The sequence below is a fragment of the Methyloferula stellata AR4 genome (assembly GCF_000385335.1).
Classification (GTDB): Bacteria; Pseudomonadota; Alphaproteobacteria; order Rhizobiales; family Beijerinckiaceae; genus Methyloferula; species Methyloferula stellata.
Map to the genome: position 1 here is coordinate 1 of NZ_ARWA01000001.1, position 15,776 is coordinate 15,776.

Here is a 15,776-nt window from a genome sequence, read left to right on the forward strand (position 1 = left end):
CATGATCGGAATGGGCGGTCACGGTTGGAGCGGCGGCTATGGCGGCCATTACGGAATGGGCGGCTATGGCGGTCATTACGCAAACGGCAATTGCCCAGCCTATGTCTGCCGCCCCTATATTCGGCCCTATCCGCCGGTCGTGCAGCAGACGCCGGTCTATATTCCACGCCCGCAGGTGGTCGTCACTCCTCCGCCGCCGGTTTACGTTCCGCGGCAGCAGGTGGTCGTCGCTCCGCCCCCGCCTGTCTATGTCCCGCGACAGCAAGTGGTTGTCGAGCAGCCTCCGGCACCGGTCTATGTTCCGCGGCAGCAGGTGGTCGTCGAGCAGCCAGCTCCCGCGGCCGTTGTTGCCAGCGCGCCGGCACCGGCGATCGCGACACAAGCCGTTGCGACACAAGCGGTCGCATCTGCTGCGCCCAACTGCAACTGCCTGACGAAAGAATATACCCAAGATGGCAATGTCGTGTTCAAGGACATATGCACGAATGAAGCTGCCGCCGTGCCTGTGCAAAGGCCGGTTGCACAAGGATACTGATCGCAGGCACTGAATAAGACGAGACGTAAAGATAAAGACGGGCGTGATGCCCGCCTTTGTCATGTCTGCGTGTGTGAATTCGCACGCATAGCCCAACCGAAAGAATACAGCGGGTGAACCTTGAACGCATGAGCGACGACCAAGAATTGAAGGCTCTTTCGTGCTGATGCCGGAGCCGCAGTTTTTTGGGAGAACGACAATGACCATGATGGATAAATTCTCTTCCGACTCCGACATCGCGATGTTCGAAGAGATCCAAACCGCCGGAACCTCTTTCGAACACGCCGACGTCGTATCCAATGATGCCGCGATGAGTTTTGCCGACCCCTTGGAAATCTGGGAGTCCGAGCAGACACGCCCGGCCTATTTCTCCGTCTCCGGCGAGATGACGACGAGCCTTTCGGATTCGTTCGATCATTACATCGGGCCTTGCATGCAGCATCCGTTTCTGCCGCAGGCAGACATTAAGGCCAAGCAATTCGCCCGCATCAAATATCTGGTCGAGATGGCCTATGCGGATATTCCCGTCTATCGCGACAAATATATCGCCGCCGGCTTTCATCCGTCCGACCTCACATGCGAGGCGGACATCGACCTCATCCCGATCATCACCAAACCCGAACTCGTCGCGGCTTTCCCGGGACGCTGCATCAATCCGCGCTATGCGATGGAAGATCTCTTCCCCACCCGTTCGTCGGGTTCCTCGGGACAGACGCTTCTCATCCGCGTCGATCCCGATGCGATCGTCACCGACACGATCCAGGGCGTGCGCCAATTCGCTTTGCAGAGCGGACTCAAATACGGGCCGGCCGACCTGCTGACGCATGTCTATACGGTCCCCTGGTGGTTCCCGTCGATCGGCGGCGCCTATCCCGGCGCCTTCATCTCCAGCGTCATTCCGCCGGAGCGCGTGGCCAAACATCTGAAGGATCTCGCGCCCAAGATTCTGTCCTGCTATCCGTCGAACCTCGAGTCGCTTTTGCCTTATGCCGACGAATTCAAATCGTCGCTCATGCTGGCGGTAACGCATTCGGAATATTCGGCGCCGGCCGCCCGCAAGGCAGCCGCGAAAAAGCTCGGCGTCCCGGTGCTCGACGAATATAGCTCGGAAGAAGCGACGCGCATCGCGCTCGAATTGCCCTGCGGCCATTATCATGTCTGCGAGGATTCGGTCCGGCTCGACATCGTCGATCCGGTGACGCTTGCCCCGCAGGTCAAAGGCCAGTCCGGACTTGCGGTGATCACCAATCTCCTCAACGAGGCCATGCCCTTCATCCGCTATATGCAGGGCGATTGCATCACGGAGCCGGCACGGCCCGATGCCTGCGGCATTAGCTGGAAGCAGCTTGAAAGCATCGACGGGCGCATGAACGACGCCTTTATCAATGCCTATGGGCGCATGATCCCGGCGGGCAGCGTGCTCGACATCACCTATCGCTGGATGTTCGATTGCGGCATCAACCTGGCGCAATTCGAAATCATCCAGAAGGCGCATGATGTGGTCGAAGCCCGCTTCATTCCGGGCGCAGGCGTCGATGAAAACGTCATCGTTGGCTCAGTCGGGCATCTCGAAGATCTGCTCGGCCTCTGCCTCGAACACAAGGTGAAAGTGCAAGCCAAGGTCATGGCCTCTTTCCCGGCCAAGACCGGCAAGCGCCGCCCGATCCGCCGCGAGATATAAAGCGGCGCCGTCATGCGCGGACTTGATCCGCGCATCCAGGCACAACAATCGGCGGTGCCTGGATGGCCGGGACATAGGGTGTTCGGAAGAACGCCCGTCCTTCGACGGGCTATGCCCGGCCATGACGGCCAAGAATGAGACACTCAAAGAGCAATGATTCAAAGGCGGCGGAAGAATTCATCGCCCTGTTTGGTACAACGGGAGAAGGAAAATGAGCGGCTCGCTCAATCGTATCGGCGCCATGACCTTGCGCTATTGCTATCTCTTGCGCTCGTCATGGCCGCGGCTTCTCGAACTCGTCTATTGGCCGGCGATGCAAATGCTGGTCTGGGGCTTTCTCCAGCTTTTTCTCAGCGAAGATCATTCCTCGCTCGCGATGATCTCCGGCACATTCGTCGGCGCGGTGCTTCTCTGGGACGTGCTGTTTCGCGGCCAGCTCGGCTTCTCGGTCTCCTTCATGGAAGAGATCTGGTCGCGCAATATCGCAAACCTCATGATGAGCCCACTGCGCCCGATCGAACTCGCCGCTTCCTTGATGCTCGTCTCGGTGCTGCGTCTGTTGATCGGCATGGTGCCCGTCTCGCTCTTTGCGCTCGTGCTCTTCCATTTCAATATTTACAGCCTCGGTCTGGCGCTCCTGATCTTCTTCGTCAATCTCGTGCTGACGGCCTGGGCGATCGGGCTCGCGGTCTGCGGTTTCGTCCTGCGCTACGGCATGGGCGCCGAAAGCCTCGCCTGGTCGCTCGTCATGCTGCTCCTGCCTTTCTGCTGCGTCTATTACCCGGTATGGATTCTGCCGGATTGGCTGCAGCCGATCTCTTGGGCACTTTCGCCGACCTATGTGTTCGAAGGGCTGCGCGCCGCGATCATCGATCAGACTTTTCGTGGCGATCTGATGCTGAAGGCCTTCGCTCTGAACATCATCTATCTCGGCGCCGGCCTCGCGACTTTTATCTTGATCTTGCGCAGTGCCCGCCGCAGAGGCGCGCTCGTCTCGATCGGAGAATAAGCGAATGAACCCCTCGTCCTTCGAGACGGCTGCTTCGCAGCCTCCTCAGGATGAGGGGTCAAGACCCGAGAACCCTCACCCTGAGGAATGCGCGCAGCGCATGTCTCGAAGGGCGAGGGTGATGAAAAGTCAAACGTCGGAGGTACACGACAATGCAAACCACGGTGAATACAGCCACGATCCTCGAAATGAGAGGCGCCTTCTGGCGCGTCGCGGAGGGCACCGCGTCCGAACATATCACATCGCGCGAACCGGCCGTCGTGCTCGAACATGTCGTGAAGGATTACAAGGCCTGCCGCGCGCTCGATGACATCAGCCTCGAAATTCCGCAAGGCGCGACGGTCGGCTTCGTCGGCTGCAACGGCGCCGGCAAGACGACGACGATCTTCACCATCATGGGACTGATCGCGCCCACGTCCGGCCGCGTCATGGTCTTCGGCCATGACATGACGCGCGACCCCTATAGCGTCCTGAGCCGGATGAATTTCGCGAGCCCTTATATGAATATGCCGGCACGCCTCAGCGTGAAGCAAAACCTTCTGATCTTCGCCAAGCTCTATGGCGTGCCGAACGTCAAAGCCAAGCTGGCGCAGCTCGCGCATGAATTCGATCTCTGCGACATCATGGACCGCGTCACCGGCAGCCTGTCGGCCGGCCAGAAAACCCGCGTGTCGCTCGCCAAGGCTCTGTTGAACGAGCCGGACATTCTGCTGCTCGACGAGCCGACGGCCTCGCTCGATCCCGAGCGCGCCGGTTTCATCCATCAAAAGCTGGAAGCGCATCGCAAGAAACACAATGCGACGATCCTCATGACCTCGCACAACATGGCGGAGGTGGAACGGCTCTGCGATCTTGTCGTCGTGATGCGCTTCGGCGCAATCATCGAACAGGGATCGACGGCGGATCTCAAACACCGCTATGGCCGCGAGACGCTTTATGAGGCGCTGGCGAGGATTTAGCTCGCTCGATAATTTTGATACGGATTTAGGAGGTTTCGTTGGCGCTCCGCCCAGCGCGGCTGTCACCGTTGCTATGGCGTTAGGGCGATACCCTATGGCATAGTTAGATGCGCAATGTTTGTTGGTGACCACAAAATGATTGAGCCTATCGAAACGGCCCCTGCAATAATACCGGAAGCGCCAAAGTTTACCGATGAAGAATGGAGTGAAGCACGCAGGAGTGGGGATTTTATGCCCATTCTTTTCGAATGGTATAAATTTGTCGGCTTGCTTGTCGTTCTTTGCGCCAACATCCAGCGCAACTCACCCGCCCTACGCCCCATAGCGCCGAACCAATATCATGTATTGATAGGACTTTTGAGTCGGTGCGCGCGCCTGATGCTCGCGAATATTGCGCTGTCTCATGAGGGCCGTTTTGGAGAGACTACCGCTATCATTGATAGGTGCATATTTGAATCGGCTCTCAACGTGTCGTGGCTATGCACGAATTCCCGTGATGAGAAATTCAAACAATATTTTGCGACTTCTTTGAAGGTTGACATTGAGTTCCGTGACCAGATCGAGAGCAATATCAAAACCCGCGGCGAGATTCTACCGATCGAAAGGCGAATGATCCACTCAATAGAGGGCAAAATTGTCTCGTCAGAGCTTTCCGAAGAGCAGATTCGTCAATCCAAAAAGATGCCTCCCGTAGATGCTATAATGCGCGAACTCAATCTAGATCGAATTCACTATGTCGTCTCACAAAAAATCGGATCTCATCATGTTCATGGAACTTGGTCGAGCCTGCTCTTTCACTATCTTGAGGAAGAAAATGCCAACCCCTTGACCTTCCGGATAAGAGACCACGACTGTGCCACGCATATCAATCAATTTATGTACGTTTGTCAAAACGTACTTCAAGCGCTGCGTGCATACATTCAATACGCACTTGAGGACGGTGAAGAATCGTCAGCTTTCCTGCTACTCTTCGGGGCCACAGAGTCGGATATCATGAACATCTATCAGGAGGCCATTGCCGTCGAAGATCTCAAGCGAAATGCCGAGGGATCGTCCTGAAGTGGAGTCCATTCGCAGCTAAACCAGTTAGGTTCTAGCGTGCGAACGAACCGAGATTGGACCGAACGCGAAACCAACGGCGGGTAGAGGCTTAGCATCGACCGGGCTCCGTATTTTCAATAACTCCCCTTCTCTGACGCTGGCAGAAACTTGAACGGCTCGGCGGGTTTGAAGTCGGCCGAGACCTCGCCCGAAAAAACCTCGCCGTTCGCCAAAGTGAGTTTCTTCACCGGCGCGCCTTGTTTCAGATCGAGCTTCGCCATCTCGACCCAAAACGTGTTCGGCCGTGTCGCCGAGTCGAAATAATAGATCAGGTTCTTCTGATCCGACACTGTGCGCCACAGCGTCGACGCAATGTTCGGATGGCCGGGCGTGGTCGTGCCGAGCGGCACGCTGACGGCGCGTTGCAGGCTCATGACTTCCGCCACGGCTTGATAAGTGAAGGATCGGTCCGGCACGCTTTTGATGAAATGCGGATCGGCCTGTTTGGGGATGGCGCCCAGAAAGTACGAGGCACGCACAAAGCGGTCGGCGGCGCGGCTGGTGCCCGGCAGGAAGACCTCGCCGCCAATATCTTTCCAATAGGCGTTCAGCGCCAATTGCTGATCATAGACCGGCGAATTCGTCATCACGGTAAATTCCTTGCCGTGATGGATGACCAGCTTGCCCTTCACATATTCGAAAATGGCGGAATCGCCGGAGGAATCCGATAGAGCGAGATGCAACACGGCTTGCGCGCCATTGGGCATGCTCGGCGCCAATATGTTGAAGGGCTCTTTCGCAAGCGCCTCGACCGCCTCGTTCACATTGGCGTAATTGTCCAAGGCATATTGGCCCCAGGCGGCGATGGAGAGGAAGGGTTTGCTCTGGTCGGGTTTTCCATAATCCGATTCCGCAAGATAAAGCAGATTGGCGACGAGACCCTTTTCGTTCATGCCGTCGCCGGTACCGATCTCATAGCTCGATGTGGTGATGCTTCCATATTTCGACGTCCAATGAATGGATTTGGCGCCGGCCGCGCCATCGCGTTTCATGCCGGCCGGAAAGGCCCAGAGATTGGAAGACATATCCTCTTCCCAATCCATGTTGCGTCCGGTGAGAACGAGATTGTCGGCGCCGACGAACAGCGTGCGCGTGCAGGCGATGGCCGTATCGGCCACCGGAACTGCGATCAATGCGGTGGAGAGGAGCAAGGCGGTGAGCTTCGATACATGCGGCATCATGGCTTGGCTCCTGAGGATGGGAAAATATCGCGCGGGAGTATTGCCCCACAGCCTTCCAATCGCCTTTGCAATTCATGTCGGATTTGAGAAAGTTTTGTTGGCGCTGCAAAGTTTCGTTGGCGCTGCATGGCGACGATGCGCGGGCAACGTCAGCTTATCTGCCGTCCCGCCGTGTAATATGCGTTTAAACGTGGGCTGCCAAGGGATGCTGCATCACATCCTCTTGCTTCATGACATCCGCCACTTTAGGCTCATCCGCCACGGCGCGAACAATTGCCAATTTAGTGGCCGCGTAATTCCAATCCTGGATTTTCGCATCGTCCGTGGCGTCCCAATGGATGAAGACCCCGACACAAACGAATATATTCGCGGCTTCCTTGGAAGGAATAATTCCGTCTTTGACGGAGTCCACCACCGCCTTTGCCACGCCGCGCTGCGCAGGACCGAACATCTGCGTCGCCTGCTTTGCATTCTTGATCTCGACTTTGTTGAACATCACCGTATTCGGTTTGGCCATCAAGTTGGGCGCGACCAGCGCAAGAAGCGCGTTATCGCCCCGCTTTTGATTGGTGAGCGTGTTGCAAAACGCGGTCTCGGCGGCGCTGCCTCTGGGACCCATGATCAGGTCGATATGGGCCACCTCGTTTCCGTCGCCTACGAGTGCTTCCCCGATGAGAACGCGATCGATCTTCAATGCACCCATTTCAGTCTCCTCTGTTGCTTTGGCGCTTGGCAACGGTTTGACCGATCCGGTTAGGCCAGCATTCCGCGCGGTCTTTGCTCTCGGACGTTCAAAGACGCTAAAAGATGTCCCGCACTCCTGCGTCTAAAGAATTGCTCCCGCGAGCGCATGCGGCGGATGCCGCGCATCGCCGCGCCGGTTTTCCGGACGGACGTACATGATGACAACTTTCGGATGGTCCGTCTTCACCTTGAGCGCGGCGACAAGTGCATCCTCGGCGTCCACGACGATGTGGTCCGCCTTTCCTTCTAGCTTAAGTCCAACCATAAAATGCACTGGAACCTCCTGGGTTTTAGCGATGGATATAATATTCAAGCTGTTCGATCGTGAATTTCTGCTGGCTGATGATCGCTTGAACGAGATCCCCAATTGATATGATTCCGATCAAGCTATCGTTTTCGATGACCGGAAGATGTCTCACTTTTTTATCGGTCATGATGGCCATGCAGTCTTCGACGGATTGCTCAGGCCCGGCATAGACGAGATCCGTTTCCATAATGGCTTGAACTGGAGTGGCCGGAGATGCCCGGCCCTTGAGCACGACGTTTCGGGCATAATGCCGCTCGGTTACGATGCCGACCAGCTCGCCATTGTCGATCACAACCAAGGATCCGACATTTTTTTCGGCCATCTTCTTGATCGCGTCATAGACGGTGGCATCGGGAGATATCGAGAAAACGTCACGTCCCTTGTGATCGAGCAACTGCTTTACGGTTGTCATTTGAAGACACTCCAAAAGCTAGCAAAAGAACAGCCCGCCTCCGGCTGGGTGCGATGCAACGCAAATGCTACTCCTGAACTTCACCGCCCCAATTGAATCATCTGGTTCGCACGCACACATCTATCAAGGGCTCTTTCGTGTGACAGTGGAGCGAACATCATGAAGTTCATCGTAACAGCCACGGGCGAAAATGGAGACGTCGTTAAAACATGCGACACGTCAGAAGCTGCTTTCGAGCAAGCTTCAGCCTTGCTCATGACCGACGCGACTGTCGTGACGATCACCGACGGTGATGGTGCCGAATATGTGCCCGATGAATTCCGCCTGCACTTCCTTGAACATGAGCAGCGGTGAAGCTTTGGATGTGAGATCAAAACAGCCGGCAAGCATCACATGACAGATGACACGACGGGTAATGAGCCTACATTATTATGATGCTGGTCGCGTCACGCTTTCGGTCGGCGATAATGCGTTGTCCCGTGGTGACGGCGACCTCTTTTAATTCAGAGCTTCGGAGGAATCGACATGACGATCCGAAATCCTATCGAATGGAGCGTTGATCACATTGAGCTGACGGCTCATGCCTTGAAATCGGTCGGCTATGCGCTTCATCCCACAGACGAGAGCTTCGACCGCGCGCAACCGCAAGTCCGGCGCATAGCGATATCCGATGTCAAAGACGCCTTGCTCAGCGGTTTCCACGACTTTGCGAGTTATCGGACCGACGTCATTTTCATTTGCCTGATCTTTCCCTTGATCGGCCTCGTTCTCGCAAACCTGACGTTGAGCTTCGGCGCGTTGCCCCTGTTGCTGCCGCTCATATTCGGCTTCGCGCTCGTCGGTCCATTCGCGGCGGCCGGCCTCTATGAGATGAGCCGGGGCCAGGAGCAAGGGAAACCCGTCTCGTGGACGGACGCGTTTGGCGTGTTCAGTTCCCCGTCCATCGCCTCGATCATCAAACTCGGTCTGCTCCTGAGCGGCATCTTCGTTCTCTGGCTGGCAGCGGCATTGGTGATCTACCAGGCGACTCTCGGTCCGGCCATACCGACCTCGATCCCGGCCTTTGCGACGGAGGTCTTTACGACAAGCGCTGGATGGACATTCATCGGCATAGGCGTTGGGATCGGCGCCGTGTTTGCCTTGGTCGTGCTCGCGATCGGCGCCGTGTCCTTTCCTCTGCTGCTTGATCGGCATGTGAGCATATCGACCGCGATCGAGACCTCGATTCGCGCGGTGCTCATCAATCCGGTGCCCATGCTCATCTGGGGACTCATCGTCATGAGCGCTTTGGTGCTGGGAACGATTCCGGCCTTGGTTGGGCTTATCGTGGTCATGCCCGTGCTTGGCCATGCCACATGGCATCTCTACCGCAAGATCGTTCGGTGAATGGCGCTTAATCCGATTCCATCAAGCACAATCACATTACGCAGATTGCGTAACGTGATTGTGCCTATCCCGCTCTAGGTGACGCCGCATTGCGCCGCCGCGCTCTCGGCCAAATCGCTGTTGGAGGGTCCGCTGCCCGTTTCGACATGACAGTCCGGGAAGGCTTCCCTTCCATCGATCCAGGTTTGAAACGCGGGCTCGAAATCCGCAAGCGCGATGAGCAAGGCGCGGCTCAGTTCGACCTTCTCTGTCGAAAGGCCTTTCAGTTTGATCAGGGCGTAATCGATTCCCAATTGCATCAGGAATGAGATGACGACGGGCTCGGCGATAAAGGGTACTCTTTGCTCCTGGGAGGTCAGGCTTGTTTCGCAAGCGCTGCGCGAGGTCGAAAGCATCGTGCGGCAGAGCGAAGGGCGGTGCTCGTAAACCGAACAGCGATTGTCTTCGAGCAGCGGGCAAGGCTTGTCGGCTCCATGGCGGCTTTGCACGTCGAGAGGGAGCATTGCGCGCGTCGCAAGCCGCTCTTTAAGTCTCGCGATCTCGGTCTCTGACTTCGCATCGAGAATGTAGCGCGCGATGCCGAAAATCTCCAATGGCGTAGAGAGAACCATTTGGTGGCAGCAAAAGCTGCATCCGGATGCGCATTCGGCCCCCTTCTCCGATGCGAAATCCGCCACGACTTCGTCGATCGCTTCGCTCCTGCCTTTGGTGATTTGGCTGAGCGTTGCGATGCCTCCGCCGCCGTCCAACTGCAGGCATGTTTGACGATAGGCCTGCTCGAAAACGGCCTTTTGAAATGCGGGATCATCCAAGGATCCCGCTTGTTCCGCCTCACTGGGCTCCACTTCACCCATCTATTTATCCCTCCGGCAGCAGCAGCACCAAGAGCACGAGGCCGTTGAGCAGCGTGAAGCGGGCACTGCTGTCGAGACTATTCCAGGTCGTCGACTGCCACATCATGAACCATTCGCCGCCGATCGTGGTGAAGCCGAGGCCGTAGAGCAAAAGCCCGAAGGTGAGGCCAAGGACGGCCAAGGGCTTGGCTTGCGCGAAACGCCCAGCGTCGCGGCAGGCGGCGAGCAGAACCACGCTCGCCAGCGTAAGAGTCACAGCCGTCAAAATCTCCCAGCCGATGATCAGCCAATAGGCCGCAGCGGCGATCCGCTCATCCGTGATCGCGCGCCATTTGAGCGTGTTGCCGGGAAAGACGGTGTCCATCGCGAGCACATGCTGCACGAAGACCCAGTTGGCCCCGTAATCGGTGACGTTCTCGATCGCAACGAGACAGAAGAAGACGGCGACCGTAGCGACGAGAGCAATTTTGCAAAGGCGGATGAGCATAAGGTTTCAACGGTGCGAGCCAATCCTCTCCCTGTGGGAGAGGGTGCCGCCGGAGGCGGCGGATAAGGGGTTACAATGTGCCAAAACGTAAGGGAAATCGTACCCCCCATCCGGCCGGCCATAGCCCGTTGCTTGCAACGGGCGTCGCTTCGCAGCGCCCTATGGCCGGCCACCTTCTCCCACAGGGAGAAGGGATGCACACTACGACTTGAACAGCTTCAACGCCTCCTCGGCGAGCACGCCGCCGGTGATCTCGACCTTTTCAAACGGCGTCTGCTGCGCGATCTCCGTGCAGGAAATGTCGATCTGCCCCAGATATTTTCCGATCTGCGGCACTGAGGCCGCGTAAACCACGCGCCCAATCCCGCACCAGACGATCGCGCCCATGCACATCACGCAAGGCTCGCCCGATGTGTAAAGCGTGGTGCCTTTCAGCGCCTCGGGCCCGCGCTCGGCGAGAAAGCGTCGGATCGCCACCATCTCGCCATGCGCCGTCGGATCATGCGTCCGCTTGCCCATATTCTCTCCACGCGCCAGGACCACACCGTCGCGCGTAATCACCGCACCGAAAGGAAAATCGGCCTTCGCCGCGAGCGCGATCGCCTCGCGCATGAGCCTTTCGTCGTCGGGCATCACGGGCGTCTGGACCGCTTCAGCATCGGCCTCCGAAGCGGCCGAGGCGGCAACAGCCGCAAGACCTGCCATTGCCGCGCGGCGACTGATCGCGCTCTTTGGCTTTTCCGATTCAGCGTCGAACGTCATGCTGTTTCTCCTGTGCTTGATGCATCATGACATGAGAGCAGAGATTCATATTCAAAGCCTTTAGTTTTGATGCACCATTTTCAACGGAATGTCCGTACTGCTGCGACAACGCTCTGGCAAAGAATGGGAGCGAGACTTAAAAAAATTGGCGTGGCGTCCCGGGTCCGACGAGAATGGCGGTTCTCCGGTTTCAATAGCGTTGCAAAGCGCCATCGGTGATTGGGGAGATTTCAAATGTCTATATCACGGACCGCGATTGCCGCGGTCTTTCTGGCTTCGGCGCTGGTGGCGCCCATATCCGCCAATGCGCTTCCTTTTGATCCGGGCCTCGGTCTGCCAAGCGACATCGAGCATGTCGCGCAGGGCTGCGGTCCTGGCGGATGGCGCGGCCCCTATGGCGGCTGCAATTACGCTCCAGGCGGACGCTGGGGCTGGGGATCGCATTGGGGCTGCCCGCCCGGCTGGTGGCGCGGTCCTTGGGGCCATTGCCGCCACACCACTTATCACGGCCGTCTGCCCGGCGGCGGTTGGAAATAAGCCCATAAGACGAGGCCAGTGTGGTTTCGCAAGAGCTATCGGCGCGCATTCGAGCGCGCCGATTTTGTTTTACCGCGCTGCCGCCTCCGGCAGGATAAAGCCGACCACTTTGGTCTCCGCCCGGAATGCAGCGAGCCTCGCATTCAACGCGTCGCCCGAGAGCTTTTCATCGGCGATCTTGATTCGATAAATGCCGCCGGGCTTTGGGCCTTCGACCAGACTCGCATGGTGCGCCTCCAGAAAGGCCGTCGCATCCTGCATCGAGACGGAGCCTGCAAAAGAGATCAAGGCATAAGTGCCGTTGCTCTCGGTCTTCTCTTCGAGAGAGGCGGTCGTGTAATGCGCACCGGCATGCCGGTCGACGACAAGACCCGTGAGCAAACCAGCTTGCAAGCAGATCACGACGGCGGCCGCCATGGCCGACATGGCGAGAACGCGCGGCGACAGCCCCGATAGAATGCGTGACACCCAGCTAAGCGCCCGTTCACCGATGGACACATGGCGCGGGTGCTCGGCCTCGTAGGCGTCGATCCGTGCCATGAGCCGGTCCATCGTGGCGCCCGACGGCAGCCCGAGGCTTTCGTTCACGGCAATCGTATCGGCTTCTTCGTCGCGGACAAGCGCAAGACGCCGGCGCAACTCACCATCAGCCGCAAGCGCGCTTTCGACCTGCGCTTGATCTTCCGCCGAAAGACGCCCGGTCGCATACCAGGGCAGGAGAGCTTCGGGCGGCGAGAGCTCGGCATCGTCCGGCTGCCCGTTTTTCGCGTCATTCATGGCCAACCTCTATCAATGCCAGCTTGTTTCAAAAGTTCGGAAAGGCGTTTGCGGGCGTGAAACATTCGGGTCTTCACGGTGTTTTCCGGAATTCCTAAAATCACGCTTGCTTCTTCAACGGTGCGCTCGTGGTAATAGACAAGATCGATCACCTCACGATGCGCCGCGGAAAGCGCCGTGATGCAAAGTTTCAAGGCATCGGCCTTTGAAGCTTTTTGCAGCACGACTTCCGGATTATCTGCTGCATCCTCAAGCGCGTCCTCTGTCTCGGGTTCGAGCGCTTCATGCTGCTTTTGACGAAAGCTCGACAAAGCTTTGAAGCGTGCGATCGATAAGAGCCAGGTCGAGACCGACGAGCGTCCTTCAAAACGGCCGGCTTGCTGCCAGACATCGAAGAAGACGTCGCTCATGAGATCCTCAGCCTTGGTCTCGTTGTGGACGAGCCTTTGGAGAAACCGAAAAACCCTTGTGCTGTGCCGCGTATACAGGACTTGCATCGCGCGGCGGTCGCCAGAGGCTATCCGCCTGATGAGCCCTTCATCCGAAGCATCGTCGCTGCCTTCAGCCATCGTCTTCCCAAACCCCTTCCGTCAGCATGTCCACCGGCCAAGGCCATCATGATGCCGAAGCAAGGTTTTGGCGACTCGGCGCGGAGCAAGGACGGGCGAAGCCTGGGGGTCTGATGGCTTCGCCCGCCTCTCCCGGGCGTCACGTCATGTCAGTAGCAGGAAATGACGAGTTCGCCGTAGGAATTGAAGTGCTTCCAGCAGCCGCCATAGCCGGCGCCGTAATAGCCGCGACCCCAACCATGGCCCCAGCCGCCACCCCAGTGGCCCCAGTGGCCGAAGCCTCCACCCCAATGGCCACCGCCGAAGTGGCCGCCACCGAAATGGCCTCCGCCGAACCCGCCCATATGGGCCGAGGCCGATGTCGGCGCGAGAGCAGCACCGGCGGCCGTGGCGCTGAGAAGGACAGCAGCCGCGACATTGCGAAACGAACGATTGAACATGGTAAATCTCCGTGGATTAATCGGGTCGGCATGATCGCGGCCCGGACATCCATGGGTCGCGGCTTCGCTTGATCCGGTTCAATCGCATTTGAGATTTTTTCGGGCCGTTGAAACCTTCCGCTTGTGCCGTTCGACACATCGTCAGACCTGCCGGCGCCGCATGATCCTCCTATCGGGAGACGGGCGAGACAGGCCCTATGATCGATGGGGAGCGCGTTATGAGCCAAGACCCAATTCTGCCAAGTGTCCGGCCGGGAGATGGCCGAACCGGCAAGCGCCACGCATCAGCCCGTACCGCCTTGGCCCTGGTCTGCGCGGCTCTGATGACCGCCGCGCCTTTTTCCGATGCTTCTGCGCGCGGCTTCGGCGGCGGCGGTTTCGGTGGCGGCGGCGGGTACGGTCATGGCGGAGGTTTTGGTCATGGCGGCAGCTACTATAGTCATGGTGGTGGTTTTGGCCACGGTGGCTATGGCAATTCCAGCCGCAACGCCAACTATTCAGGTCATTCTTCGGGATGGGACCACCCATCTTCATCCTACCGTCCGGCAGAACGCGCGCCGGTTCACCAGCGGCCATCGCAGCCCGTGACCTGGGGCGGTCATCCTCCACGCGGCGAAGATCCGGGCCGTGGCACACATCGCCCACCGTGGCACCACCCGGTCTACGGCGGCGGTAATGATGCGCCCATCTATAGCCAGCCGCAGACGCCGATTTATACGCCGTCGCATCCAACCACTTACGCCGATGCGCAAACGGTGAATCTGCCGCGCCAAAACGGCGGTCAGCAGCAGCCACAAAATCAGCCGCAACCCACCATCCTGCGGGCGCGAAGCGGCGTTCCGAACGCGAGCGAAAAGCGCTTCGTGCGGGATGAGGTCATGTTCACCGTCAGCGGATCTCCCGAACTCGCGGAAGCGATCGGGCGGCGGCACAATCTCGTTCCGCTATTCTCGAAACCGACCGCCTTGATCGGCGGCGGTACCATGAACTGTTATCGGATTTCCGATCATCGCCCGGTCGCAGACGTGATCCACGATCTTGAAACCGAACAGCAGATCACCTGGGCTCAGCCGAACTACGTCTTCAAGCTGGATGGCATGGAGACAGGTTCGCAGGGCCTTGCCAGCGCACAATATGCGCTGACGAAGATGCATCTGACGGAAGCGCATCACGTGACCGAAGGCGATCAGGCGCTTGTCGCCGTCATCGACACCGGCATCGACGAAAATCACCCCGACCTTGCAGGCTCAGTTGTCGATCAATACGACGCGATCGGCGGCGACATGCAAGCCAGTGCGCATGGAACCGCGATGGCAGGCGCGATCAGCGCCCATGGCGCGCTCGTCGGGGCGGCCCCTCAGGCCAAAATTCTCGCCATCCGCGCTTTCAGCGGCAATAGCAGCCCTGGCGGCACGACCGTAAATATCATCAATGGCCTGAACTGGGCCTATGAGCATCATGCGCGAATCGTCAATATGAGCTTCGCGGGCGCTTACGATCCGCTGCTTGCGCTGGCGATCAGCTCGGCGCATCGCAAGGACATGATCCTCGTGGCCGCGGCCGGCAATGAAGGTCCGACGGCTGCGCCGGCCTATCCCGCGGCCGACCCGAATGTCATCGCAGTGACGGCGACGGATCGCGACGACAAATTGCTCAGCGCCGCGAACCATGGCTCCTACATCTCGGTCGCCGCCCCGGGTGTGGATATTATCTCGGTCGCTCCGTCTAACAGCTATCAATTCAGCTCGGGGACTTCGATCGCGGCCGCTCACGTCAGCGGCATGATCGCGCTTCTCCTCGCCGAGAAACCCGACCTCGGAGCCGACACGATCCGCCGGGTGTTGAAGGACACGGCGCATGAACTCGGCACGCCCGGTTCCAATCAGGACTTCGGCTCGGGCCTCGGCGATGCCGCGAGAGCCGTGGCCGTGGTCGCCATCCTGCGCGACAAGGACCACACGGTCGCCGAAGCGAACGCACGGCAATAAGAACGCAGGCCGATATCGAAAAAACAGATCCCGGAAAGCTGGCTTTC

18 protein-coding genes and 1 pseudogene are annotated in these 15,776 nt (G+C 58.4%); 9 read left to right on the forward strand and 10 right to left on the reverse strand.

The features are described from left to right. The 5 genes and pseudogenes from A3OQ_RS24580 to A3OQ_RS0100025 form a co-directional block, all read left to right on the forward strand. Nucleotides 1-535: pseudogene (locus A3OQ_RS24580) on the forward strand (hypothetical protein); the annotation flags it as partial. 199 nt (nucleotides 536-734) lie between these two features. Further along, entirely contained in the window at nucleotides 735-2,216 is a 1,482-nt protein-coding gene (locus A3OQ_RS0100010; protein WP_020173288.1) for a phenylacetate--CoA ligase family protein, read from the forward strand. A 211-nt stretch (nucleotides 2,217-2,427) separates the two neighbouring features. Then, nucleotides 2,428-3,225, forward strand: a complete 798-nt coding sequence (locus A3OQ_RS0100015; RefSeq protein ID WP_020173289.1) for an ABC transporter permease — start codon at nucleotides 2,428-2,430, stop codon at nucleotides 3,223-3,225. 152 nt (nucleotides 3,226-3,377) lie between these two features. Continuing rightward, nucleotides 3,378-4,184, forward strand: coding sequence for an ABC transporter ATP-binding protein (locus A3OQ_RS0100020; RefSeq protein ID WP_020173290.1), 807 nt, complete (start codon nucleotides 3,378-3,380; stop codon nucleotides 4,182-4,184). Between the two features lie 114 nt (nucleotides 4,185-4,298). Then, nucleotides 4,299-5,243: a DUF5677 domain-containing protein gene (locus tag A3OQ_RS0100025; protein WP_020173291.1), complete on the forward strand. Its 945-nt coding sequence runs from the start codon at nucleotides 4,299-4,301 to the stop codon at nucleotides 5,241-5,243. Between the two features lie 116 nt (nucleotides 5,244-5,359). On the opposite strand, the gene A3OQ_RS0100030 is transcribed toward A3OQ_RS0100025, so the two are convergent. The 4 genes from A3OQ_RS0100030 to A3OQ_RS0100045 all read right to left on the reverse strand — a co-directional run bounded on the left by A3OQ_RS0100030 (nucleotide 5,360) and on the right by A3OQ_RS0100045 (nucleotide 7,929). Beyond that, the gene (locus A3OQ_RS0100030) at nucleotides 5,360-6,466 is read right to left on the reverse strand and encodes a linear amide C-N hydrolase (RefSeq protein WP_020173292.1); all 1,107 of its coding nucleotides are present in this window, start codon (nucleotides 6,464-6,466) and stop codon (nucleotides 5,360-5,362) included. A gap of 184 nt (nucleotides 6,467-6,650) precedes the next feature. Then, a complete protein-coding gene (fae, locus tag A3OQ_RS0100035) occupies nucleotides 6,651-7,169 on the reverse strand; it encodes a formaldehyde-activating enzyme (RefSeq protein WP_020173293.1) in 519 nt (172 codons plus the stop codon). A gap of 123 nt (nucleotides 7,170-7,292) precedes the next feature. Then, nucleotides 7,293-7,475, reverse strand: coding sequence for a hypothetical protein (locus A3OQ_RS0100040; protein ID WP_020173294.1), 183 nt, complete (start codon nucleotides 7,473-7,475; stop codon nucleotides 7,293-7,295). Between the two features lie 25 nt (nucleotides 7,476-7,500). Further along, entirely contained in the window at nucleotides 7,501-7,929 is a 429-nt protein-coding gene (locus A3OQ_RS0100045) for a CBS domain-containing protein (protein ID WP_026595323.1), read from the reverse strand. A 159-nt stretch (nucleotides 7,930-8,088) separates the two neighbouring features. Between A3OQ_RS0100045 and A3OQ_RS0100050 the strand changes: the two genes are divergently transcribed. After that, nucleotides 8,089-8,283, forward strand: coding sequence for a hypothetical protein (locus A3OQ_RS0100050; protein WP_020173296.1), 195 nt, complete (start codon nucleotides 8,089-8,091; stop codon nucleotides 8,281-8,283). Nucleotides 8,284-8,454: 171 nt separating this feature from the next. After that, nucleotides 8,455-9,315, forward strand: coding sequence for a DUF2189 domain-containing protein (locus A3OQ_RS0100055; RefSeq protein WP_020173297.1), 861 nt, complete (start codon nucleotides 8,455-8,457; stop codon nucleotides 9,313-9,315). Nucleotides 9,316-9,389: 74 nt separating this feature from the next. Here A3OQ_RS0100055 and A3OQ_RS0100060 read toward each other — a convergent pair whose 3' ends face one another. The 3 genes from A3OQ_RS0100060 to A3OQ_RS0100070 form a co-directional block, all read right to left on the reverse strand. After that, complete coding sequence (locus tag A3OQ_RS0100060; protein WP_020173298.1) at nucleotides 9,390-10,169, reverse strand: YkgJ family cysteine cluster protein; 780 nt, start codon at nucleotides 10,167-10,169, stop codon at nucleotides 9,390-9,392. A gap of 4 nt (nucleotides 10,170-10,173) precedes the next feature. Next, the gene (locus A3OQ_RS0100065; protein WP_020173299.1) at nucleotides 10,174-10,656 is read right to left on the reverse strand and encodes a DUF2165 family protein; all 483 of its coding nucleotides are present in this window, start codon (nucleotides 10,654-10,656) and stop codon (nucleotides 10,174-10,176) included. Between the two features lie 201 nt (nucleotides 10,657-10,857). Continuing rightward, entirely contained in the window at nucleotides 10,858-11,418 is a 561-nt protein-coding gene (locus A3OQ_RS0100070; RefSeq protein WP_020173300.1) for a nucleoside deaminase, read from the reverse strand. A 234-nt stretch (nucleotides 11,419-11,652) separates the two neighbouring features. On the opposite strand from A3OQ_RS0100070, the gene A3OQ_RS20915 reads away from it, so the two are divergent. Then, nucleotides 11,653-11,955, forward strand: a complete 303-nt coding sequence (locus A3OQ_RS20915; RefSeq protein ID WP_020173301.1) for a GCG_CRPN prefix-to-repeats domain-containing protein — start codon at nucleotides 11,653-11,655, stop codon at nucleotides 11,953-11,955. A 69-nt stretch (nucleotides 11,956-12,024) separates the two neighbouring features. Here the strand turns inward: A3OQ_RS20915 and A3OQ_RS23285 are convergent, their stop codons facing one another. From A3OQ_RS23285 to A3OQ_RS24765, 3 genes are all read right to left on the reverse strand, one after another. Then, on the reverse strand, nucleotides 12,025-12,732 hold the full coding sequence (locus A3OQ_RS23285) for a hypothetical protein (RefSeq protein WP_020173302.1): 708 nt from the start codon (nucleotides 12,730-12,732) through the stop codon (nucleotides 12,025-12,027). Then, entirely contained in the window at nucleotides 12,729-13,301 is a 573-nt protein-coding gene (locus A3OQ_RS0100085) for a sigma-70 family RNA polymerase sigma factor (RefSeq protein WP_020173303.1), read from the reverse strand. The genes A3OQ_RS23285 and A3OQ_RS0100085 overlap by 4 nt, the downstream gene beginning before the upstream one ends. A 149-nt stretch (nucleotides 13,302-13,450) precedes the next feature. Then, nucleotides 13,451-13,741: a hypothetical protein gene (locus A3OQ_RS24765; RefSeq protein WP_020173304.1), complete on the reverse strand. Its 291-nt coding sequence runs from the start codon at nucleotides 13,739-13,741 to the stop codon at nucleotides 13,451-13,453. A 218-nt stretch (nucleotides 13,742-13,959) separates the two neighbouring features. On the opposite strand from A3OQ_RS24765, the gene A3OQ_RS20925 reads away from it, so the two are divergent. Next, nucleotides 13,960-15,729, forward strand: coding sequence for a S8 family peptidase (locus A3OQ_RS20925; RefSeq protein ID WP_161607280.1), 1,770 nt, complete (start codon nucleotides 13,960-13,962; stop codon nucleotides 15,727-15,729). Nucleotides 15,730-15,776: the final 47 nt, after the last annotated feature.

Excerpts from the sequence above, each read along its gene's own strand:
- A3OQ_RS0100030 (WP_020173292.1), bottom strand. The coding sequence starts at position 6,466 with ATGATGCCGCATGTATCGAAGCTCACCGCCTTGCTCCTCTCCACCGCA.
- A3OQ_RS0100010 (WP_020173288.1), top strand. The coding sequence starts at position 735 with ATGACCATGATGGATAAATTCTCTTCCGACTCCGACATCGCGATGTTC.
- A3OQ_RS0100025 (WP_020173291.1), top strand. The coding sequence starts at position 4,299 with ATGTTTGTTGGTGACCACAAAATGATTGAGCCTATCGAAACGGCCCCT.
- A3OQ_RS0100015 (WP_020173289.1), top strand. The coding sequence starts at position 2,428 with ATGAGCGGCTCGCTCAATCGTATCGGCGCCATGACCTTGCGCTATTGC.
- A3OQ_RS0100065 (WP_020173299.1), bottom strand. The coding sequence starts at position 10,656 with ATGCTCATCCGCCTTTGCAAAATTGCTCTCGTCGCTACGGTCGCCGTC.
- fae (WP_020173293.1), bottom strand. The coding sequence starts at position 7,169 with ATGGGTGCATTGAAGATCGATCGCGTTCTCATCGGGGAAGCACTCGTA.
- A3OQ_RS0100070 (WP_020173300.1), bottom strand. The coding sequence starts at position 11,418 with ATGACGTTCGACGCTGAATCGGAAAAGCCAAAGAGCGCGATCAGTCGC.
- A3OQ_RS0100045 (WP_026595323.1), bottom strand. The coding sequence starts at position 7,929 with ATGACAACCGTAAAGCAGTTGCTCGATCACAAGGGACGTGACGTTTTC.
- A3OQ_RS0100085 (WP_020173303.1), bottom strand. The coding sequence starts at position 13,301 with ATGGCTGAAGGCAGCGACGATGCTTCGGATGAAGGGCTCATCAGGCGG.
- A3OQ_RS0100055 (WP_020173297.1), top strand. The coding sequence starts at position 8,455 with ATGACGATCCGAAATCCTATCGAATGGAGCGTTGATCACATTGAGCTG.
- A3OQ_RS23285 (WP_020173302.1), bottom strand. The coding sequence starts at position 12,732 with ATGAATGACGCGAAAAACGGGCAGCCGGACGATGCCGAGCTCTCGCCG.
- A3OQ_RS20915 (WP_020173301.1), top strand. The coding sequence starts at position 11,653 with ATGTCTATATCACGGACCGCGATTGCCGCGGTCTTTCTGGCTTCGGCG.
- A3OQ_RS0100040 (WP_020173294.1), bottom strand. The coding sequence starts at position 7,475 with ATGGTTGGACTTAAGCTAGAAGGAAAGGCGGACCACATCGTCGTGGAC.
- A3OQ_RS20925 (WP_161607280.1), top strand. The coding sequence starts at position 13,960 with ATGAGCCAAGACCCAATTCTGCCAAGTGTCCGGCCGGGAGATGGCCGA.
- A3OQ_RS0100020 (WP_020173290.1), top strand. The coding sequence starts at position 3,378 with ATGCAAACCACGGTGAATACAGCCACGATCCTCGAAATGAGAGGCGCC.
- A3OQ_RS24765 (WP_020173304.1), bottom strand. The coding sequence starts at position 13,741 with ATGTTCAATCGTTCGTTTCGCAATGTCGCGGCTGCTGTCCTTCTCAGC.
- A3OQ_RS0100050 (WP_020173296.1), top strand. The coding sequence starts at position 8,089 with ATGAAGTTCATCGTAACAGCCACGGGCGAAAATGGAGACGTCGTTAAA.
- A3OQ_RS0100060 (WP_020173298.1), bottom strand. The coding sequence starts at position 10,169 with ATGGGTGAAGTGGAGCCCAGTGAGGCGGAACAAGCGGGATCCTTGGAT.